Consider the following 19,783-nt stretch of genomic DNA (forward strand, 5'->3'; position numbering starts at 1 on the left):
ATGTCGTGCCCGGTTATTGAGCTGACACAGCAGCTTATTCGCCGCCCTTCCCTGAGTCCAGATGACGCAGGATGCCAGGCGTTAATGATTGAACGCCTGCGTGCAATCGGTTTTACCGTTGAGCATATGGATTTTGGCGATACACAGAATTTTTGGGCATGGCGCGGACAAGGCGAAACGCTGGCTTTTGCCGGGCATACCGATGTCGTACCTGCGGGTGATGTCGATCGCTGGATCAACCCGCCTTTTGAACCGACAATCCGCGACGGAATGCTGTTTGGCCGTGGTGCGGCAGACATGAAAGGCTCTCTGGCGGCGATGGTCGTTGCGGCTGAACGTTTCGTCGCCCAGCATCCAGATCATCAGGGGCGTCTGGCGTTCCTTATCACCTCGGATGAAGAAGCCAGCGCAAAAAACGGCACCGTGAAGGTGGTCGAAACGCTGATGGCGCGTAACGAACGTCTGGATTATTGCCTGGTCGGCGAACCGTCCAGCACTGAAATCGTCGGTGATGTGGTCAAGAATGGCCGTCGCGGGTCGCTGACCTGTAACCTGACGATCCACGGTGTGCAGGGGCACGTCGCTTATCCTCATCTGGCGGATAACCCGGTGCATCGCGCAGCGCCGATGCTGAATGAACTGGTGGCGATCGAGTGGGATCAGGGAAATGAATTTTTCCCGGCGACCAGTATGCAGATTGCCAACATTCAGGCTGGCACCGGCAGCAATAACGTCATTCCGGGCGAGCTGTTTATTCAGTTCAATTTCCGCTTCAGCACCGAACTGACCGATGAGACTCTCAAAGAGCGCGTTCACGCGCTGCTGGATAAACATCAATTACGCTACACGGTGGACTGGTGGCTTTCCGGCCAGCCGTTCCTGACGGCGCGCGGCAAGCTGGTGGATGCGGTGGTGAACGCCATTGAGCACTATAATGAGATAAAACCGCAGTTACTCACTACGGGTGGAACGTCCGACGGGCGCTTTATTGCGCGTATGGGGGCGCAGGTAGTCGAACTCGGGCCGGTCAACGCCACCATTCATAAAATTAATGAATGTGTTAATGCAGCCGATCTGCAACTGCTTGCCCGCATGTATCAACGTATAATGGAACAACTCGTCGCCTGACGCGTGTTCCTGTAAGAGGAAATAAGCATGGACTGGCTGGCAAAATATTGGTGGATTCTGGTGCTGGTGTTTTTGGTGGGCGTACTGATCAATGTGATCAAAGACCTCAAGCGGGTCGATCACAAAAAATTCCTCGCCAATAAACCGGAGCTGCCCCCGCATCGTGATTTTAACGATAAGTGGGACGATGACGACGACTGGCCGAAGAAAGATCAGCCAAAGAAATAGTCAGATAAACCTGTAGGCCTGATAAGCGTGTCGCCATCAGGCAACATACCGTCTGAATGCCGGATGGCGGCTTCGCCCCTATCCGGCCTACGGTTCAGTTCCGGCTTATATCATTTCGATAATATCATCATCATTCGGCTTACCGCCGCTCAACGCTTCATCAAAGTAGTGTTTCGGCACGGTATAGCGCAAATGGTCGAGCGCAAACTGCATACTGCGATCGTCAATCGCATGGCCTAAATCCTCGACGATATCCAGCGTCACATCGCCTCCGGCACGGACTAACGCTTCCTGTGCGGCAACCGCATGAGATAACTCAATCACCCGGTCTTCACCGCCGTGAATCAAATGTACCGTTGTGGCGGTCGTGGCGATTTCCGGCAAGCTGGCGTAGCGTCCGTTGAAAGCAATCACGCGCGATGCCAGACCCGGCTCGGCCTTGATGCTCTCAAGAGACATAATCGCCCCCTGCGAAAACCCAATCAGCGCGGTAGCCTCCGGCCCAACGCCGCTCTGTTTCTGCCAGTAGTGAACCGTTTCGATAAACACCGGCATAATCGCATCAACCCGCGCCTGGCGGTTCTCTTCCGTCACATCCTGAACCGAAAACCACTGACGCCCAGGCGCCGGGCCACAAGGTTCCGCGCCGCCAATGCTGACCACCAGCGCCTCTGGAAACAACGGTGCGAACCAGGAGCCAATTTCTCCCATTGAGACCGGGTTATCGCCCACGCCATGAAACAGCAACAGCAGTTGTTTCGCGGGTTTATCGGGGCTTTGAACAACAAAATGGTCATGTTTCATGGCGATCTCCTTAACTGATAGAACAGATTCTACGCCGCTTAATCACAATGACCATGCCAGGAAATTGAAGGAGTTAGTGAAAAAATTGCCATTGCAAAACGCGTTCGCGTAACCGCTGCGCCCGTTCGTCATCCAGCGCGGTAAGCGCATGGGCGACTTCCCGACGCTGAGCGACAAGCAGCGCTTTACGCCCAGGCAAACCCAGCCGGATACAAAGATTCGCGTCGCTGCACTTCTCCTCCAGGCGTCCACGCAGCGCGGGGAGCGCCAGCTCGCAGCACTCAAGCAGTCGACTCAGACAGCCTAACGACGTGAGCAACGGTCGATGGGCAAACGCAAAGCCCGCCAGTTCATCCCAGTCATCATCATTAAGCGTAGACGCTTTCAGCGGGATAACCGGGATCGCTTCGCCGTTCCAGCGAGCAAGGATCTCCGCATCCCGGCGCAGACGCTGGTGCTCGCGGTGCGCCAGCCGCGCGCCGGTCTCGCTTATGGGCAGCAAAGCCATCGCCGTATAACAGCCACTGCTCGCCTCCTTGTGGTTCCCCATCCGCACCAGCACAAAACCGCAACGCTGCCAGAATCGCCAGAGTTCGGCGGTATAACCAAAACTGACGGAGAGATAGTCGCACTGGCTGGCGCCGCCGTATGCCTCAGCGATCAGCTGCTGCCCAATCCCTTCCCGCTGGCGGGCCGGGTGGACGGCAATACGGCTCACCCGACGCCCGGTCAGCGTCGCCGCCAGCGGATCGCCACCATGAGCGGCCAACGACTGCGCGACAAGATTCCCGCGCGGGCGACGATAGCCCGCCCACACGGCCTGGCTCAGCGCGGCCGATAATCCGCCCTCTTCCACCAGCCAGGCGGCCCCCGCCACTCGCTCAGCCGTAAAAGCGCCGAGAAAATGCTGCCCCGGCGCATCCATCATGCGACGCAGATCGAGCGGAGAGGTGCGGTAGTGCGCGCCGGAAAGCAGCTGATACACCGCCAGCGGCTGCGTCGGCCCGGTATGCCAGAGCGCCTGCGTAAAAGCGGAGAACCGAATCGCCCCCTGCGGCGCATGGGCAAACGTCTCGTCGTCGAATATCAGCGCTTCGCCGACCCATTGTTCCAGCGGGCACCCCTGCGCCCAGCGAACAGGCTGTCGCAGTTCAAAACGCCGGAGATGAGGAAAACGGGCGCAGAACTTCAGCAAAAAACCGCGTCCCGTCCCTTCATAGCCCTGAACGGTGGTGGTCAACAATATGCGTGAAAAACGCGACGCCAGGCGATGCAGCAGCGGCGCGGGGATTGCCGCCGCTTCATCGACAATCAGCCAGTCGGCCGTCTCCGTGCCCGCCAACAGCGCATCAGGAGCGAGAAAGCGAAATTCCTCACCGGCAAACTGCGCCAGCACGTCCGTCGCCGCTTTCGACGGCGCAGTTACAATGGCCGTCCCGCTCATCCGCGAAATTAACTGCCCGGCCAGCGCCGATTTACCCCGACCTCGCGCTGCCGTAACGGCGGCCACGCCAGGCGGCATCCGCAGCAGATGCCGCAAAATCGCGGCCTGCTCAGGCTGTGGTTCACCCGTAGCGGGTCGCCAGTGGGGACGGGCAGGAAAGCGCGGCCATGAAAACGGTTGAGACTGCTGCCAGTGCAGCGCCTGCTCGTCACGGGCCATCACGCGTTTGAGGTGCTGGATAAAATGTGGCGTTGCAACAGGCTGCGGGCAGTCGCTCCAGCGCAGCGAATCCGCATCGGGACGGGATTCCCATGCAGAATACGGCGGCGTCAGCAGCACCAGCCAGCTTCCGGCTCGCAGCGTGCCGCTCAGCGCCGCGAATGCCGAGGCATCAAACCCCGACTGCGCATCAAAAACCGCGTGGCGGAACTCGCGTCCCAGTAGCGTTTGTAACGCCTGCGGCGTACAGTGCGGCGCGGCGGGCGCATCGGTTGCCACCCACAGCCAGTCGCCAGCCAATGCTTCTCGCAGCGCCAGCGCCCGTTCACGACACCAGGACGCATCGCCGCTGAGCACCAGCAGCCGACGAATCCCTTCCTGCGCCATTTGTGCGGTTAGCGCCCGCAATGCGTCATTGTCAGACATCCCTGCCCCGGTATGTTAAAAACCTTTGCCGAAGGTATTACATTGCGCCGGATCGCCGCTATCAAAACCGCGTTTAAACCAGGTATAGCGCTGCTCGGAAGTGCCGTGAGTGAAGCTGTCCGGCACCACGCGTCCCTGACTTTGTTGTTGCAGACGATCGTCACCAATCGCCTGCGCCGCATTCAACGCTTCTTCCAGATCGCCGGATTCCAGCACGCCCTGTTGCTGCATGTTGTGCCCCCAGACGCCCGCGAAGCAATCCGCCTGTAGCTCCATACGTACGGAGAGTCGGTTCACTTCCGCTTGCGATGCGGTCTGTTGCAGCTGACGGACCTTCGGTTCGATGCCCAACAGTTTTTGCACATGGTGCCCCACTTCGTGGGCGATAACGTAACCCTGGGCAAAATCGCCATCCGCGCCCAGTTTGTTTTTCATGTCATCGTAGAAGGAAAGATCGATGTAGACCGTGCCATCCGCCGGGCAATAGAACGGCCCCATTACGGACTGACCCGCACCGCATCCTGTGCGCGTCGCGCCACGGTACATCACCAGCTTAGGCTGCTGATATGTGCGCCCCATTTTCTCAAACTGCTGGCCCCAGGTATCTTCTGTGGTCGCCAGAATAACGGAGGTAAACTTCGCGGCCTCGTCGTCATTTGGACTGATCGAACGCGTCGTTTCCTGCTGAGAAATCGGCTGCCCGGTCATTAAACCGGTAAGATCCACCCCGTAATAGCCCGCCACCAGCACGACAATCAGCAGAATAATTCCGCCTTTGCCGCTGGGCAAACGAAAGCCCGGCCCGCCCATTGACGGGCCGCCGGAGCTATTGCGTCTGTCTTCTACATTGTCACTTTCACGACGCCCTTGCCAGCGCATAATCACCTCAACATACTATTCATTATGATGATGATCGTAGGCGGTTCAGCGCAAGATTACCATTAGAATAATGGTGGTAGAGAAAAACCGGAGAGCGTTGACTCTCCGGTTGATGCTGATGGGGGAAGAATTAATCTAACTGCACACCCAGGCGACGTGCGACGGTTTCATAGGCTTCGATCAGGCCGCCCAGACTCTGGCGGAAACGGTCTTTGTCCATTTTATCCAGCGTCTCTTTGTCCCACAGGCGGCTGCCGTCCGGGGAAAATTCATCGCCCAGCACCACTTCGCCTTTGTACAGACCAAACTCCAGTTTGAAATCGACCAGGATCAGACCGGCATCGTCAAACAGCTTTTTCAGCACGTCGTTAGCTTTGTAGGTCAGCTCTTTCATGCGCGCCAGATTCTCTTTGCTCACCCAGCCGAAGGTTTCGCAGTAAGAATCGTTGACCATCGGATCGTGCATCGCATCGTTTTTCAGGAACAGGTCGAACAGCGGCGGGTTCAGTTCGATGCCTTCTTCAATGCCCAGACGCTTGACCAGAGAACCAGCCGCACGGTTACGCACCACGCACTCGACCGGCACCATATCCAGCTTTTTCACCAGACACTCGGTATCGGACAGCAGCTGCTCCATCTGGGTCGGGATGCCCGCTTCTGCCAGTTTAGTCATGATGAAATGGTTAAACTTGTTGTTCACCATCCCTTTGCGATCAAACTGTTCAATGCGCGCGCCATCCCCTGCTGACGTATCATTGCGGAATTCGAGCACCAACAGGTCCGGGTTTTCCGTGCTGTATACGGTCTTCGCTTTACCACGATACAACTCAGCTTGCTTTTGCATCTTTATTACTCCTGGTGTGAATTAACGATAAAAATTCATTTTCTGCCACACTTTGCCGGATGGCGGCGTTGCCTTATCCGACCTACAGCCTGGGGGCGAAATTACGGTAAAAATTGCGTTTTTCTGCTGACGCACACGTTTGCGTATCATATCAGAAAAAAGGGCTGGATTGCTCCAGCCCCTCAATTTTTACTTGCTGAACGCTGCCTGGAAGACGGCAACCAGCGCGTCGTTCTGGCTCTGCGTCAGGGTATGCCCCTTCGGATCGATAAACTGTAGGCTACTGCGGTTGTCTAAATCGCCCACCTGCAATTTATAGTCGCCGGACGACAGCCCCGGATCGGTTGCGCCCAGCTCCTGCCAGCCGCTGTCAGACAGCGGTTTGTAGGTCACTGCCAGGCTGCCCTGAGAACGCGTGCTGTCGGTCACTTTCATGCCCACTTTTTCAAGCGCGGCTGGCAGACGCTGCCACACCACGTTGAACGGCCCACGGACGACCAGCATTGGCAAACCGGTGTCATCTGCGGCGCTCTGCACATCCATCGTAGCGGCAGAACGGTTTTGCGCGGCGTTCGCAGCGTCGGTGGCGGTTTTATCCAGACCCGCCGAGATTACGTTCATCATCTCAGCGCTATAACGCTGTAGCGAAGCGGCATCTGCGGCAGGCTTGCCAGCCTGTTCCAGATTCACCAGTTTCACCGTTACAGCCTGCTGATAACCCTGCGGTTTCACCGAGATTTGATAACGTCCACGGTATTGCTGGTCTTCATCCAGACGGTTCCATTCAACCCAATCGGTCGTCAGGGTCTGGCTGGCGTCATCACGTTTTTCAATCGTGTAGTTTTTGGACTGAATCACGCTGACAACCTGCGGCCACAGGTTGGTATTGCGACCATTTTCCACCAGCAAGGTTGCGGTATCACCCGTAAACTGGGTACGCGCGCCGGTCACCAGCGCTAACGGCTGAGCAGGCGGACGAATGTCCAGTGCTTTGCCGACAGCGCCGCTGCCGTTGGTCACCGGAATGTTATAGTCGCCCGTCGTTACCGGCAGAATCATCCCTGCTGGCGCATGAAGTTCAGCAAGCGGCGCGGCTTCCAGATAGGATTCATCACCGCTCACCTGGCGCTTGTAGCGCGAGTCAGAGCTACAGGCCGCGAGCAGCATAATGAGCGAAACACCCGCAACCCTGGCCAGGCGCGACTTTTGTACTGAGTAAGCCATCAAATCTCCCTAAACTTTACAGCAAACCGGCATGCTTGAGCGCCGCTTTGACAATCTCACGACCCGTATCGGTGATCGGCGTCATCGGCAAGCGCAGCGTATCGGTCGCCACAAGTCCCAACTCCTTACATGCCCATTTCACCGGGATCGGATTGGGTTCGACAAATAGTTTGTTATGTAACGGCATCAGACGCTGATTAATCACCCGCGCGTCGGCAAAACGACCTTCCGCCGCCAGTTTGCACATTTCCGCCATATCACGCGCCGCAACGTTCGCGGTAACGGAAATCACGCCATGACCGCCGAGCTGTATGAAGTCCAACCCGGTCGCATCATCACCGCTGAGCAGAATAAAATCGTCTGAAACCAGCTCTTTGATCTGGTGAACCCGACTTAAGTTCCCTGTCGCCTCTTTGATTGCGACAATATTTTTTACTTTCGCCAGACGACCGACGGTTTCCGGCAGCATATCGCAGCCTGTACGGGACGGCACATTATACAGAATTTGCGGCAGGTCAGTATGTTCAGCGATGGCTTTGAAATGCTGGAACAGACCTTCCTGAGTCGGGCGGTTGTAGTAAGGCGTCACTGTCAGGCAACCGACAACGCCGCTGTCGTTGAAACGCTGCGTCAGGCTAATGGCCTCCGCCGTCGCGTTCGCGCCCGTTCCGGCGATAACCGGAATACGCCCGTCCGCCAGCTCCAGCGTCATCATGACCACATCGCCATGCTCGTCATGGCTCAGCGTGGCGGATTCGCCGGTGGTGCCAACAGAAACAATCGCCGAGGTACCGCTGGCGACATGATAATCAATCAGTTTTTTCAGGCTTGACCGGCAGACATTACCTTTTTCATCCATCGGTGTAACAAGCGCGACAATACTTCCCGTGAACATGGGCCATCCTCTGTGCAAACAAGTTTCTCAATGGTACGTTTGGTACGACAATAAAAGCAAGAGACCATAGCCCTTCTGATTATTGTATGCAGGTTTTTTTTATGCTTTCCTTATGATTACCTCACCTCTCAAAGGAAGAACCGGTTTGACATCGTCATCACAACATTACCTGGTTATCACTGCGCTGGGTGCCGATCGCCCGGGAATTGTGAATACTATCACCCGCCATGTCAGCAGTTGCGGTTGCAATATCGAAGACAGCCGACTGGCCATGCTGGGCGATGAATTCACGTTTATCATGCTGCTGTCTGGCTCCTGGAACGCCATCACCCTGATTGAATCAACCTTGCCGTTGAAAGGCGCAGAGCTGGATTTATTGATTGTGATGAAGCGCACCACCGCTCGCCCCCGTCCGGCCATGCCCGCAACGGTATGGGTACAGGTCGAGGTGGAAGATTCTCCGCATTTAATTGAACGTTTTACCGCGCTTTTCGACAGCCATCAGATGAACATCGCTGAGCTGGTCTCCCGCACGCAACCTGCTGAAAATGAAAAGGCTGCACAGCTGTTTGTTCAAATCACCGCGCACAGTCCGGCATCCCATGATGCCGTAAATATTGAGCATGCCTTTAAAGCACTATGTACAGAACTCAATGCGCAAGGCAGTATTAACGTTGTTAATTACTCACAACATGATGAACAGGATGGAGTTAAGTAATGAATCCACTGAAAGCCGGTGACATCGCACCGAAATTTAGCTTGCCGGATCAAGACGGAGAACAAGTAAATTTGACCGACTTCCAGGGACAGCGCGTACTGGTGTATTTCTACCCTAAAGCCATGACGCCCGGCTGTACCGTACAGGCCTGTGGTTTACGCGATAACATGGACGATCTGAAAAAAGCAGGCGTAGACGTGTTGGGGATCAGCACCGATAAACCTGAAAAACTGTCTCGTTTCGCCGAAAAAGAGCTGCTTAACTTTACGCTCCTGTCCGATGAGGATCATCAGGTCTGCGAGCAATTCGGCGTCTGGGGGGAAAAATCCTTTATGGGGAAAACCTACGACGGCATCCATCGCATCAGCTTCCTGATCGACGCTGACGGCAAGATCGAACACGTATTTGACGACTTTAAAACCAGTAACCACCACGATGTAGTGCTGAACTGGCTGAAAGAAAACGCCTGATTTGCGTTTTGCCGGATAAAGCCTGATGCGGCGCTAACGCGTCTTATCAGGCCTGATTCGCACAACCCCGTATGCCGGATAAGGCGTTTACGCCGCCATCCGGCATACGCGTCGTTTATTCAAACGTTCCTTTCACGCACGCTTTGCCGTCTTTCACCACCGCTTTGCCTTTCGCCCACAGATGGCTGACTTCCAGCGCCTGATTCAGCACCAGAATGTCGGCGTCACAACCTGCCGCCAGACGTCCTTTATGCTCAAAGCCGAGAAATTCCGCAACGGTGCGGGTAAGCGGACGCAGCGCCTGCTCCAGCGGCAGTTTATGCTGCGTAACTAACTGACGCAGCGTGCCAATCAGCGACTCAAAACCCGCCACGCCAATGCCCGTCAAATTCCCATGCTCATCAAATTCCGGCTGGCTGCCGTTGCCATCAGAACTCAGGGTAATGCGCGACAGCGGAACCTCATGGCGCAAGGCTGTCACGATGGCCGTCGCCGGATCGATCGGTTCATCAATGCTGCTGGTAATATCGATGTAGCCGCCATCAAGCGCGTACTCCAGCGCCGCCTGGAACAGCGGTTCGGCGCGGTTAACATGCGTCGGCAGCAGTTTCGTGATGGGGACATCGGCGTTGGCGAGAATATCGTACAGCGGTTCCAACATGTGTGGGCTGTCGCCCATATGAAAGACGCTGATTCCCGGCTTCTGGCCCAGTAATCCCCCCACGCGGGACTGCGCCGCCATTGTCGCCAGCACGGCGGAATTCGGCGCAGAAGAACGATGATCGGAGACGGCGCATTTCACGCCAATCACTTTATCAATCAACGCCACATCGCGATCGACGCTCCCGGTGATGGTTGGCGAAGGCAGAGAATACGCCCCTGTTAACATCCATGCGCTGATCCCTTCATATTCCAGCGCGCGCGTTTTCGCCAGCAGAGATTCAGGATGACGGGTGATGCCGTCCGTTCCCAGCAGCCCGACAACGGAGGTAATACCGGCTTCAACCAACCGTGACAGCCGCACCTCTGGCGTACGGGTATGCGGCCCGGCTTCGCCGCCACCGCCGATGAGATGAACATGCTGATCGATAAATCCCGGGCAGACGATATCACCGTGGAGATCGACCTGCTGGCAACCGGGGAAGTCTTTCGCAGCGATAGTCGGCGCAATAGCGACAATTTTGCCGTTGGCAACCAGAATGTCCTGCTGGCCCAGATCGTCCGGGGCATATACGTGTCCGCGCTGAAAAAGCGTCAGATTAAGAATGGAACAGTCCATGATAGTCCTTTTTAAACAATAGCCTGCATTACCCAAATAGAGACCAGGGCATTAATCACGCACACCGCAATAATATGCGGGTAATAACGCGGATGAACGCCCGCCGTTCCCAGGCAGCGCCCTACATTCTGAACCGGGTTGCCCATCAGGTAAATGGCGGGTAACAGCACAGTGGCATCGTGACCGGACAGCGCGCCAGTAACCACCAGGCTGGCGCAGACGCCCACGCCGCCGCCCATACTCATCACCGCAGCCAGCAAAACGGTCGCCGATTCTCCCGGCAAACCCCATAGCGCCATTACCGGTTCACACACTCGCCCGACGATATCCAGCAACCCCGTCACCTTCAGCGCCTGAATAATGACAAAGGCCATGACGACGTTGGGCAACAGGCTGGTGGTGGCGATGGTAAAACCGCGCCGCGCGCCGTCGATAAACAGATCCATGACGTTTTTACGTACCTGTGCGCTCATTTCAGGCCTCCTGTTTCATACGACGATGTTCAAGCTGCGCGATCCACACCCGCAACAGGTTCGCACCGATAAATTTGAAGACTAAAATGACCGCCAGCGGCGTAATAACCGGTACGGTTATCGTGGCAAATAGCGCGGCGCCTGATGAGAAGTAGTTCGTCAGAATCGCGCTGCCGCTTGTCTGCCAGCAGGCGAAAATTGCCCGTTCCTGTTCGGTAATCACCCCCTCTTCCGCCAGCTCTTTGGTCATCCCGGCGGCGGCATCCGTATTTTGCAAATTGGCGATAAGCGCCAGAGAGCAAATGCCGGGGATGCCCAGGATCGGCCTGAGTATCGGCGTCATCAACTGCTGTGCGGCGCGCAGTCCGCCCAGCCCTTCCGTCACGGAAATAATGCCGAGCGATAAAATAACCGATGGCGCCAGCTCCAGTGCGAATAAAAAGCCGTCTCTCGCCCCGGTACCGCCAGTGCCGCGAAATGAAACCGCCGTGTCGCCTGCTGCGTTAACCAGGCCAAACGCGCCATTGAGCACGGTAAAATCAAACACTCGCCACCATTCCGTACTTTTCGCGAACATGCCTGAAAAAAGGATAATGGTAATAAAAAAGGCGAGATAACCGCCCCACCCCACTTTTTGCTGCGTGTGCATCTGATGACCCATTTTTTTCTCCGGTTGGTCTTGTCCTTGTGAGATTAAAAAACCATCTATACCGGTAAGTTGAAAGCAAAAAAGGAGGGCGGGACAGCACATTCGGAAAACGTTCAGGAAAGGAGAAAGCGGATAAAACGTGGAACGCCCGATGACGTTGCGCCACCGGGCAGAGTGAAAATCGTGCTTAACCGTCGCTGACCTGCCCGTCCGGCCAGGCATGTACCACGGCTTTAATTAACGTCGCCAGCGGGATGGCGAAGAACACGCCCCAGAAACCCCACAGGCCGCCGAAAATCACCACCGACAGAATAATCACCAGCGGGTGCAGGTTGACGGCTTCTGAAAACAGTACCGGCACCAGCAGGTTTCCATCCAGCGCCTGAATGATCAGATACACGGCGAAGCAGCTCCAGAATTCCGTTCCGAGGCCAAACTGGAATAACGCCACGCCAATCACCGGAATGGTCACCACGAACGCGCCGATGTAGGGGATTAATACCGAGAATCCAACCAGAACCGCCAGCAGCAGCGAGTAGTTGAGACCAAAGAGCAGGAAGCCAAGCCAGGTCGCCACGCCAACCACCACCATCTCCAGCACTTTGCCGCGAATATAGTTGGTGATCTGCTGGTTCATCTCCATCCAGACCTGCCCGGCCAGTCCGCGATTGCGCGGCAGCACCCGGCGCACGGCATTCAGCATCTGCTCTTTATCCTTGATCAGGAAGAAGACCATCAGCGGCACCAGCACCAGATACACCGCCAGCGTCAGCAACCCGACCAGAGAGGCCAGGGAGTATTTCACAACCGAATCACCTAACGTCAGCATCCGGGTGCGCATATTTTCCGCCATCGCATCAATGATCCCGGCATCCATCAGCGCCGGGTAACGACGGGGTAACGTGGCGGCATAATCAGAGAGCTTATTGAGCATACCCGGCATATCGCGAATCAAATAGATCCCCTGCTGCCAGGCCACCGGCATCACGACAAACGCCATCAGCAGTAAAATGCCGACAAACACAATCAGTACGATTGAGGTGGCCCAACGCCGGGAGCAGCCAATCGCCTCCAGACGGACCGTAGGCCACTCCAGCAGGTAAGCGAGGACAATAGCCACCAGCAACGGCGCCAGAAGCCCACTGAAAAAGAAAAGGATGCCAAAACCGGCAACCAGGATAACCAGCAAGGCGATCGCCTCCGGGTCGCTAAAACGACGGCGATACCACTGCATCAACATCTCAAGCATAGAAACCGTTCCCTGAACCTCAATAGCGGGATTGCGATCCCGAATTGTATCTAAATGTCACAAAAAAGACTTCGCTTTTTGTTGCTGATTCAGGAAACTGAAAAGTCATTTGAGCGGGGTATTCACCACCGGGTTTCGCAGTTACACTCCCTGTGCTGGCGTGGCGGAACGATACGTCGCGGCATCGGTCAAATGGCTATATTAAAGAAAACAGGACAGAGGTCTATGTTCAGGCTGTTGAAGAAAAACCTGGTTGCTACCCTCATCGCTGCGCTGACTATCGGTCAGGTAGCCCCCGCGTTTGCAGATTCCGCAGACACGCTACCGGATATGGGGACCTCAGCAGGAAGCACGCTTTCTATCGGTCAGGAAATGCAAATGGGCGACTATTACGTTCGCCAGTTGCGCGGCAGCGCGCCGTTGATCAACGATCCGCTATTGAGTCAGTACATCAACGCGCTGGGGATGCGTTTAGTCTCTCATGCGGACTCCGTGAAAACGCCGTTCCATTTCTTTTTGATTAACAACGACGAAATCAACGCCTTCGCCTTTTTCGGCGGCAACGTTGTGCTGCATTCCGCGCTCTTTCGCTATTCCGATAACGAAAGTCAGTTGGCCTCGGTGATGGCGCACGAAATTTCCCACGTAACCCAACGCCATCTGGCGCGCGCGATGGAAGATCAAAAGCGCAGCGCTCCGCTGACCTGGGTCGGCGCCTTAGGCTCTATTCTTCTGGCGATGGCCAGCCCACAGGCCGGTATGGCGGCGCTGACCGGTACGCTGGCGGGAACGCGTCAGGGGATGATCAGCTTCACCCAACAAAACGAACAGGAAGCAGACCGAATCGGTATTCAGGTGCTGCAACGTTCAGGGTTCGATCCGCAAGCGATGCCGACGTTCCTGGAAAAACTGCTCGACCAGGCGCGCTACTCCACGCGTCCTCCCGAAATTTTGCTGACGCACCCCTTGCCGGAAAGCCGTCTGGCGGATGCCCGCAACCGTGCAAACCAGATGCGCCCGGTGGTAGTGGAATCGTCTGAAGATTTTTATCTGGCGAAGGCGCGTACGCTGGGGATGTACAATTCTGGCCGTAATCAGCTTACCAGCGACCTGCTCGACGCATGGGAAAAAGGAAACGTGCGCCAACAGCGTGCGGCGCAATATGGCCGGGCGCTACAGGCGATGGAAGCCAGCAAGTACGACGAAGCTCGCAAAGCGCTGCAACCGTTGCTGACGGCTGAACCGAATAACGCGTGGTATCTCGACCTGGCGACCGATATCGATCTGGGGCAGAAGAAAACCAGCGAAGCGATTAACCGTCTGAAAAATGCCCGCGATCTGCGCGCAAACCCGGTATTGCAGCTAAACCTGGCGAATGCTTATTTACAGGGCGGGCAAGCCCGAGAAGCCACGACCATCCTCAATCGCTACACTTTCAACAATAAAGACGACGGCAACGGCTGGGATCTCCTGGCGCAGGCTGAAGCGGCGCTCAATAACCGCGATCAGGAGCTGGCGGCACGCGCCGAAGGCTATGCGCTGGCCGGGCGACTGGATCAGGCGATCTCTATGCTCAGCAGCGCAAGTTCTCAGGTCAAGCTGGGCAGCCAGCAACAGGCGCGTTACGATGCCCGTATCGACCAGCTGCGCCAGTTGCAGGAACGCTTTAAGCCATACACCAAAATGTAGTATTCGTTCTGTTGCCGGGTGGCGACGCTATCGCGTTTTATCCGGCCTACAGTTCGCGCGAAAGGAGAAATCATGTCTGATGCAGTAAAAATCTACCACAACCCGCGTTGTTCAAAGAGCCGCGACACGCTGAGCCTGCTGAAATCTAACGGCGTTGAACCGGAAGTGGTGCTTTACCTGGAAACACCTGCCGACGCAGCGACGCTGCGTGAACTGCTGCGTATGTTAGGGATGTCCAGCGCACGCGAACTGATGCGCCAGAAAGAAGATCTCTACAAGTCTCTCAATCTGGCCGACGGCCACCTGAGCGAAGAGGCGCTGATTCAGGCGATGGTGGAAAACCCGAAACTGATGGAGCGACCGATTGTCGTCGCCAACGGTCAGGCTCGTATTGGCCGCCCGCCGGAGCAGGTGCTGGAAATCGTGAGCTAATCCATGCGCCGCAGCGCTTCCAGAAAGTCCTGCGGCGTACAATCCCCCAGTTTTTTCTGTGTCTTACCACGGTTGTAGCATTCACATAAGCGGATAAGCAACTCGCTGGCAGATTCACTATTTAGCCGGGGAACAATCTCATTCAGCGGTATTGTCACCGGCACCCAACCGGGCATCGTACCGGTTATTTGGCATGACATGCCGCGCGTCGCCAGGTGCGTTTTTAGCTGCGGGCATATGCGATCAGAAATATTTGTCTCAATAGATTGTATATCAGCCGGGCAGGTTTCCAGCAATTCATCCAGCCAGACCACGACCCGCTGCGGTGAAATACCCGCATACAGTCGGGCAAAGCACCAGCCGCTCATCGGCTCGCGCGCCCAGAACAAATGATGTTCGCCACCGTCGTCCATATGTAACGAGAGTGGAAGGTGATACAGCGCCAGATGATTCGGCAGCATCCCGGATTTTAACGCTTTTTTCCCTTGTAACGACGCCCGCTGTCGCCGAGGTGTCGCCGGTTTAAGATAACGATTCAATGTCGCGCGCGACACAACAATGCCCAGCACCTCGTTCACCAACAATAAGAGGTCATCCAGCGGCGCACCTGTTACGTCGCGCAAGGCGTTCACCAAAACAACCTGCTCTTGTCTCATCGCTTTGTATATCGTCTTCGGCGTAGTTTGCCCATCACTAACCCGATCACGATGTCGCCATCGCCTTACTGTCGTAACAGAAATCCCAAGCTCGGCGGCAAGCTCTCTGTCGCTTTTTTCAGACTGCTGAAGATAGCGACGAATACGCGGTGTGGTAGTGGCATTGGCGTGCAATTTTATTTCCATCGCAAGAATCCCTGTCGATTTTTAGATAATTAATCTTATGAGATTTATATGCTAATCGCGATCACATTGTGAGCTATTTCACCTTTCGTTCACACGCCTTCGCAGATAATCCTCATGCATAGCACACACAACGTGAGTTAATCTTGTACGGAGTTCACAATGAACAATGTTCTGGGATTTCTTGAAGCAAAACTGATGCCTCTGGCGGCGAAAACCGCTCAGCAGCGGCATCTCGGCGCGATTCGTGGCGCATACGTTTCGTTTATGCCGTTTATTATCGTCGGCTCTATTCTGCTGGTGATCTCTTCGTTTCCGAATCAAAACTATCAGCAGTTTATGTCTCAGGCTTTTGGCGAGAGCTGGAGTGCGATTATTGAGATCCCGTTTAACGCGGTGTTCTCAACGATGTCGCTGTTTATCAGTTTCCTGGTCGCATTTCGTCTGGCGGAACACTACGGCGAAGATCGCATCTCCTGCGGCATTCTGGCGCTGGTCTGTTTTCTGATCCTTACACCGTTTATCAAAGTGGCGGAAAACGGCGGTATTACCGTGATCCCCGTAGAATGGATTGGCACAAAAGGATTGTTCGTCGCGATGATCGGTTCGCTGCTGTGGACTGAACTTTTCTGCTGGCTAAAGCGTAAAAATCTGGTGATCAAAATGCCAGAAGGTGTGCCACCGGCGGTGCAAGAATCTTTTGCCGCGCTGATCCCCGCCTTACTGGTCATGATACTGGTACTGAGCATTCGCATCTTGTTTGAAAACACCCATTACCAGACCATCCATCAGTTTATTTACGAAGTGGTCGCCACACCGATTCGTCATTACGGCACCTCTTACTTTGGCGCGCTGATGACAGTGTTCAGCATCACTATTTTGTGGTCGGTCGGTATTAACTCCGGCTCAATGGTTAACGGCATCATCCGTCCGCTGTGGATGGAAAACCAGACCGACAACATTGCGGCTATTCAGGCTGGCACCACACCCCCACACATCATTACAGAACAGTTTTTTGACATGATTTGGATGGGCGGCGCGGGCGCAACGTTGTCGCTGGTGTTAGCCATGCTTTTCTTTGCACGCAGTAAAAACATGCGGGAAGTGGCGCGGCTCGGTGCCGGAGCGTCTGTGTTCAACATCAACGAACCGATTCTGTTCGGTCTGCCGGTGATAATGAATCCGATAATGCTGATCCCCTTCAACCTGGTGCCGCTGGTGCTGGTCACCGTACAGTATACCGCGATGAAGCTCGGCGCAGTCGCCGTCACCACGGGCGTCTTTATTCCGTGGACGCTGCCGCCAGTCATTAGCGGTTTTATCGTTACCGGACATATTAGCGGCAGCGTCATGCAGCTCATTAACCTGCTGATTGGCGCAATGCTGTATCTGCCCTTTATGCGGATCGTCGATAAACAGTACCGCGCGGCGGAACGGGCTGCCGTAACACAGCCCGATGCACCACTTGCAAAACAGGAGTAAACCATGTGGGGAATTATCGCAACCTGGCGAATGGCGCTTGAAGGTGTGGCGGAATCCGCGTCTGCACTGGCTGCGGGAAACCCGGTCGCAATGGCGGTGGTAGACGCCGTCGCAACCGTTGAGGACTTTCCGTTTTATAAATCCGTGGGCTATGGCGGACTGCCTACTGAAAATGGCGAGGTCGAACTGGATGCCGCCTATATGGACGGCGATACCCTCGCGTTTGGGGCGGTCGGGAATCTGGTGGATATTGCCAACCCGGTGCACGTCGCACATGCGTTAAGCCGTCAGCGCTATAACTGTCTGCTGGTTGGCCAGGGTGCGCGTGAATGGGCACTGAGCCAGGGATTTGCGGATAAAACCATGCTCACCGACAGAGCCATCCAGCACTATCAAAAACGCTGCCGGGAGACGCTGGATAAAGGCTTAAGTCCATATAACGGCCACGATACGGTCGGCATTATTGGTCTGGATAAACTGGGGTCGATGAGCGTTGCCACCTCCACCAGCGGCCTGTTTATGAAAAAACGCGGTCGCATTGGCGACTCTCCGGTTATTGGTTCCGGCTTCTATTGCGACAGTGAAGTCGGCGCGGCAACGGCAACGGGCGTTGGTGAAGATCTGATGAAAGGCTGCGCCAGCTATGAAATTGTTCGTCGCATGGCGCAGGGAATGACACCGCAACAAGCGGCTGATTCTGTCGTGTTTGAGCTGGAAGATAAATTGATGTCGCGATTTGGTCGCACAGGCGACCTCTCTGTGGTCTGCATGAACCGTAAAGGCGAGTTTGGCGCAGCCACTAACATCAAAACATTCTCGTTCGTTGTCGCTACCGCACGCCAACCGCTCACCGTATTTCGCACCGAACGCCAGCACGAGAAAACCCATTATCACCCCGTCGATGAAGAATGGATGCAAGACTATGCCGCACGGATACGTGCTCCAGTCGAGGAAGAGAAATGATTTCATACCAACTGATTTGCTCACCCGCAGAGGTTCAACCACAAGGCCATCTTATCGCGCCTCCTGGCTGTTCTTTATTGCGGGATTCCGCTCTGCTCGCGGAAATGCGCGTACTGGCGCAAGATAAAGTAGCAGATACCCGCTTTGGCTGCGCGCCTTTTACGCGAATTACCCTGGTGCCTGATGCGCTCTGGCAGGACAGCCTGACCGAAGGTTTACTCAATGCGATACGACCGCTGCTGGCTTCATCGATCAGTGAAAATGTGCTGATTGATGTCACCGAAATAAATGACACTGTACTGGCGCTGCTGCTGCGTTTTCTGTTTAATCAGGCGTATACGCTCAATGATTTACAATTGAAAAAAACGGATGCCACCGCCACTCGCATCCGCCATATCACCGCGTTCTGCCTGCCAGAACAACACGAGAAACGTGAAAAAGTGTTCAGGCAGCAGCAGGCTATTGCCAACGGCATGGTCACTGCAAGGCGGCTGGCGGATACCCCCTCCGATTGCTGTACGCCGCAGTTCGTGGTCAACGAGGCACAAACCCTGTGCGCCTCTTTTCCTGCGTTGCACTGTGAAGTCCTTGATGAACAAAAAATTGTTGAACAAGGTCTCGGACTGCTCCATGCGGTTGGCAAAGGAGCGACCTGTCCACCGCGTTTGCTTGCCATTCATTACAACGGCATAAGTGACGGCCCGGTACGCTGCTACATAGGTAAAGGGATAACGTTTGATACCGGTGGCCTGTGGTTGAAAGAGGGCGCGGGTATGTACACCATGAAATATGACATGTGTGGCGCAGCCAACGTGTTAGGACTGCTCCTGACGGTTGCGGAGTTAAAACTGCCCGTACGCATAATGGGCGTGCTGGCGCTGGCTGAAAACGCGATCGGCCCGAACGCAATGCAGCCTGGCAGCGTTGCTCGCGCCTGCAACGGTATGACAGTGGAAATCAATAACACCGACGCCGAAGGACGGCTGGTGCTGGCCGACGCCATTGCATGGACGAGCCAACGACAGCCGCAGGCCCGTTATATCATCGACATGGCAACCTTGACCGGTGCGGTGGTGAAAGCGCTTGGCTACGAACTCAGCGGGCTGATGACTCAGGACGATGCGTTAAGACAGGCGCTAACAGAGGCTGGGCGGCAGAGCGGAGATGAAGTCTGGTCTTTACCTCTGGATGCACGACTGAAAAAGCAGACCGAAAGCGCCATAGCCGATCTCTGTAATACGCCGACGAACAATGCGGCAATCAGCGCTTCCGCAGCCTGGTTACTGCATCATTTTTGCCCGTCGGATATCCCGTGGGCACATCTGGACATTAGCGGTACGGCGCTATGGCGAGAAAACGGCAGAAGCGTCGCGTCCGGCAGGCCGATTCCACTGCTGGTTGAGCACTTACTGGAAGATATTGCCTGAGTTTTTTGCCCGGCCACCGGGC

At 55.5% G+C, this 19,783-nt stretch carries 20 protein-coding genes; 9 read left to right on the forward strand and 11 right to left on the reverse strand.

Features of this window, described 5'->3' with window-relative positions; translation table 11 throughout:
• Together dapE and OGX93_RS19855 are read left to right on the forward strand one after the other, a co-directional pair.
• Complete coding sequence (dapE, locus tag OGX93_RS19850) at positions 1-1,128, forward strand: succinyl-diaminopimelate desuccinylase (protein WP_012131309.1); 1,128 nt, start codon at positions 1-3, stop codon at positions 1,126-1,128.
• Between the two features lie 27 nt (positions 1,129-1,155).
• Positions 1,156-1,356, forward strand: coding sequence for a YpfN family protein (locus tag OGX93_RS19855; RefSeq protein ID WP_012131308.1), 201 nt, complete (start codon positions 1,156-1,158; stop codon positions 1,354-1,356).
• 105 nt (positions 1,357-1,461) lie between these two features.
• Here OGX93_RS19855 and ypfH read toward each other — a convergent pair whose 3' ends face one another.
• The 6 genes from ypfH to dapA form a co-directional block, all read right to left on the reverse strand.
• Entirely contained in the window at positions 1,462-2,160 is a 699-nt protein-coding gene (gene ypfH, locus OGX93_RS19860) for an esterase (RefSeq protein WP_286449832.1), read from the reverse strand.
• 73 nt (positions 2,161-2,233) lie between these two features.
• Entirely contained in the window at positions 2,234-4,249 is a 2,016-nt protein-coding gene (locus OGX93_RS19865; RefSeq protein WP_286449833.1) for a tRNA(Met) cytidine acetyltransferase TmcA, read from the reverse strand.
• Positions 4,250-4,264: 15 nt separating this feature from the next.
• The gene (gene ypfJ / locus OGX93_RS19870) at positions 4,265-5,128 is read right to left on the reverse strand and encodes a KPN_02809 family neutral zinc metallopeptidase (protein WP_024130129.1); all 864 of its coding nucleotides are present in this window, start codon (positions 5,126-5,128) and stop codon (positions 4,265-4,267) included.
• A 130-nt stretch (positions 5,129-5,258) separates the two neighbouring features.
• Positions 5,259-5,972 carry a phosphoribosylaminoimidazolesuccinocarboxamide synthase gene (purC, locus tag OGX93_RS19875; RefSeq protein WP_012131304.1) on the reverse strand — a complete coding sequence of 238 codons (714 nt, stop codon included), beginning with the start codon at positions 5,970-5,972 and terminating at the stop codon, positions 5,259-5,261.
• Between the two features lie 189 nt (positions 5,973-6,161).
• The gene (bamC, locus tag OGX93_RS19880; RefSeq protein ID WP_115181295.1) at positions 6,162-7,196 is read right to left on the reverse strand and encodes an outer membrane protein assembly factor BamC; all 1,035 of its coding nucleotides are present in this window, start codon (positions 7,194-7,196) and stop codon (positions 6,162-6,164) included.
• Between the two features lie 16 nt (positions 7,197-7,212).
• Positions 7,213-8,091 (reverse strand): 4-hydroxy-tetrahydrodipicolinate synthase, encoded by an 879-nt coding sequence (gene dapA / locus OGX93_RS19885; protein WP_012131302.1) that lies wholly within the window; start codon positions 8,089-8,091, stop codon positions 7,213-7,215.
• 145 nt (positions 8,092-8,236) lie between these two features.
• Between dapA and OGX93_RS19890 the strand changes: the two genes are divergently transcribed.
• Positions 8,237-8,809: a glycine cleavage system transcriptional repressor gene (locus OGX93_RS19890; RefSeq protein WP_024130128.1), complete on the forward strand. Its 573-nt coding sequence runs from the start codon at positions 8,237-8,239 to the stop codon at positions 8,807-8,809.
• Positions 8,809-9,279, forward strand: coding sequence for a thioredoxin-dependent thiol peroxidase (gene bcp, locus OGX93_RS19895; protein WP_012131300.1), 471 nt, complete (start codon positions 8,809-8,811; stop codon positions 9,277-9,279). Before OGX93_RS19890 ends, bcp begins: the two co-directional genes overlap by 1 nt.
• Before the next feature lie 115 nt (positions 9,280-9,394).
• On the opposite strand, the gene iadA is transcribed toward bcp, so the two are convergent.
• From iadA to OGX93_RS19915, 4 genes are all read right to left on the reverse strand, one after another.
• The gene (iadA, locus tag OGX93_RS19900; protein ID WP_286449834.1) at positions 9,395-10,558 is read right to left on the reverse strand and encodes a beta-aspartyl-peptidase; all 1,164 of its coding nucleotides are present in this window, start codon (positions 10,556-10,558) and stop codon (positions 9,395-9,397) included.
• 11 nt (positions 10,559-10,569) lie between these two features.
• Complete coding sequence (locus OGX93_RS19905; RefSeq protein ID WP_047462074.1) at positions 10,570-11,031, reverse strand: YjiG family protein; 462 nt, start codon at positions 11,029-11,031, stop codon at positions 10,570-10,572.
• 1 nt (position 11,032) lies between these two features.
• Positions 11,033-11,692: a nucleoside recognition domain-containing protein gene (locus OGX93_RS19910; RefSeq protein WP_024130126.1), complete on the reverse strand. Its 660-nt coding sequence runs from the start codon at positions 11,690-11,692 to the stop codon at positions 11,033-11,035.
• Between the two features lie 175 nt (positions 11,693-11,867).
• Positions 11,868-12,929, reverse strand: a complete 1,062-nt coding sequence (locus OGX93_RS19915; protein WP_012131296.1) for an AI-2E family transporter — start codon at positions 12,927-12,929, stop codon at positions 11,868-11,870.
• Positions 12,930-13,154: 225 nt separating this feature from the next.
• Between OGX93_RS19915 and bepA the strand changes: the two genes are divergently transcribed.
• The gene (gene bepA, locus OGX93_RS19920; protein WP_024130125.1) at positions 13,155-14,618 is read left to right on the forward strand and encodes a beta-barrel assembly-enhancing protease; all 1,464 of its coding nucleotides are present in this window, start codon (positions 13,155-13,157) and stop codon (positions 14,616-14,618) included.
• A 72-nt stretch (positions 14,619-14,690) separates the two neighbouring features.
• Positions 14,691-15,050, forward strand: coding sequence for an arsenate reductase (glutaredoxin) (gene arsC / locus OGX93_RS19925; RefSeq protein ID WP_153257765.1), 360 nt, complete (start codon positions 14,691-14,693; stop codon positions 15,048-15,050).
• Here the strand turns inward: arsC and OGX93_RS19930 are convergent.
• Positions 15,047-15,892 carry an XRE family transcriptional regulator gene (locus OGX93_RS19930; protein ID WP_286449835.1) on the reverse strand — a complete coding sequence of 282 codons (846 nt, stop codon included), beginning with the start codon at positions 15,890-15,892 and terminating at the stop codon, positions 15,047-15,049. The genes arsC and OGX93_RS19930 overlap by 4 nt on opposite strands.
• Before the next feature lie 159 nt (positions 15,893-16,051).
• Here OGX93_RS19930 and celB point away from each other — a divergent pair, with 159 nt between their 5' ends.
• From celB to OGX93_RS19945, 3 genes are read left to right on the forward strand one after another with little or no spacing between them, the layout of a single operon-like run.
• Positions 16,052-17,371: a PTS cellobiose transporter subunit IIC gene (gene celB, locus OGX93_RS19935; RefSeq protein ID WP_286449836.1), complete on the forward strand. Its 1,320-nt coding sequence runs from the start codon at positions 16,052-16,054 to the stop codon at positions 17,369-17,371.
• A gap of 3 nt (positions 17,372-17,374) precedes the next feature.
• Entirely contained in the window at positions 17,375-18,334 is a 960-nt protein-coding gene (locus OGX93_RS19940; protein WP_286449837.1) for a glycosylasparaginase, read from the forward strand.
• A complete protein-coding gene (locus tag OGX93_RS19945; RefSeq protein ID WP_286449838.1) occupies positions 18,331-19,761 on the forward strand; it encodes a leucyl aminopeptidase family protein in 1,431 nt (476 codons plus the stop codon). Before OGX93_RS19940 ends, OGX93_RS19945 begins: the two co-directional genes overlap by 4 nt.
• Positions 19,762-19,783: the final 22 nt, after the last annotated feature.

Origin of the sequence: Citrobacter sp. CK195 (genome assembly GCF_030333365.1) — a bacterium.
GTDB classification, from domain to species: Bacteria; Pseudomonadota; Gammaproteobacteria; order Enterobacterales; family Enterobacteriaceae; genus Citrobacter_B; species Citrobacter_B koseri.

Coding starts and splice junctions, on each gene's coding strand:
- iadA (WP_286449834.1), bottom strand. CDS start 10,558: ATGGACTGTTCCATTCTTAATCTGACGCTTTTTCAGCGCGGACACGTA.
- dapA (WP_012131302.1), bottom strand. CDS start 8,091: ATGTTCACGGGAAGTATTGTCGCGCTTGTTACACCGATGGATGAAAAA.
- celB (WP_286449836.1), top strand. CDS start 16,052: ATGAACAATGTTCTGGGATTTCTTGAAGCAAAACTGATGCCTCTGGCG.
- ypfH (WP_286449832.1), bottom strand. CDS start 2,160: ATGAAACATGACCATTTTGTTGTTCAAAGCCCCGATAAACCCGCGAAA.
- bamC (WP_115181295.1), bottom strand. CDS start 7,196: ATGGCTTACTCAGTACAAAAGTCGCGCCTGGCCAGGGTTGCGGGTGTT.
- OGX93_RS19905 (WP_047462074.1), bottom strand. CDS start 11,031: ATGAGCGCACAGGTACGTAAAAACGTCATGGATCTGTTTATCGACGGC.
- OGX93_RS19945 (WP_286449838.1), top strand. CDS start 18,331: ATGATTTCATACCAACTGATTTGCTCACCCGCAGAGGTTCAACCACAA.
- OGX93_RS19855 (WP_012131308.1), top strand. CDS start 1,156: ATGGACTGGCTGGCAAAATATTGGTGGATTCTGGTGCTGGTGTTTTTG.
- OGX93_RS19930 (WP_286449835.1), bottom strand. CDS start 15,892: ATGGAAATAAAATTGCACGCCAATGCCACTACCACACCGCGTATTCGT.
- bcp (WP_012131300.1), top strand. CDS start 8,809: ATGAATCCACTGAAAGCCGGTGACATCGCACCGAAATTTAGCTTGCCG.
- bepA (WP_024130125.1), top strand. CDS start 13,155: ATGTTCAGGCTGTTGAAGAAAAACCTGGTTGCTACCCTCATCGCTGCG.
- OGX93_RS19915 (WP_012131296.1), bottom strand. CDS start 12,929: ATGCTTGAGATGTTGATGCAGTGGTATCGCCGTCGTTTTAGCGACCCG.
- purC (WP_012131304.1), bottom strand. CDS start 5,972: ATGCAAAAGCAAGCTGAGTTGTATCGTGGTAAAGCGAAGACCGTATAC.
- OGX93_RS19910 (WP_024130126.1), bottom strand. CDS start 11,692: ATGGGTCATCAGATGCACACGCAGCAAAAAGTGGGGTGGGGCGGTTAT.
- dapE (WP_012131309.1), top strand. CDS start 1: ATGTCGTGCCCGGTTATTGAGCTGACACAGCAGCTTATTCGCCGCCCT.
- OGX93_RS19940 (WP_286449837.1), top strand. CDS start 17,375: ATGTGGGGAATTATCGCAACCTGGCGAATGGCGCTTGAAGGTGTGGCG.
- arsC (WP_153257765.1), top strand. CDS start 14,691: ATGTCTGATGCAGTAAAAATCTACCACAACCCGCGTTGTTCAAAGAGC.
- OGX93_RS19865 (WP_286449833.1), bottom strand. CDS start 4,249: ATGTCTGACAATGACGCATTGCGGGCGCTAACCGCACAAATGGCGCAG.
- ypfJ (WP_024130129.1), bottom strand. CDS start 5,128: ATGCGCTGGCAAGGGCGTCGTGAAAGTGACAATGTAGAAGACAGACGC.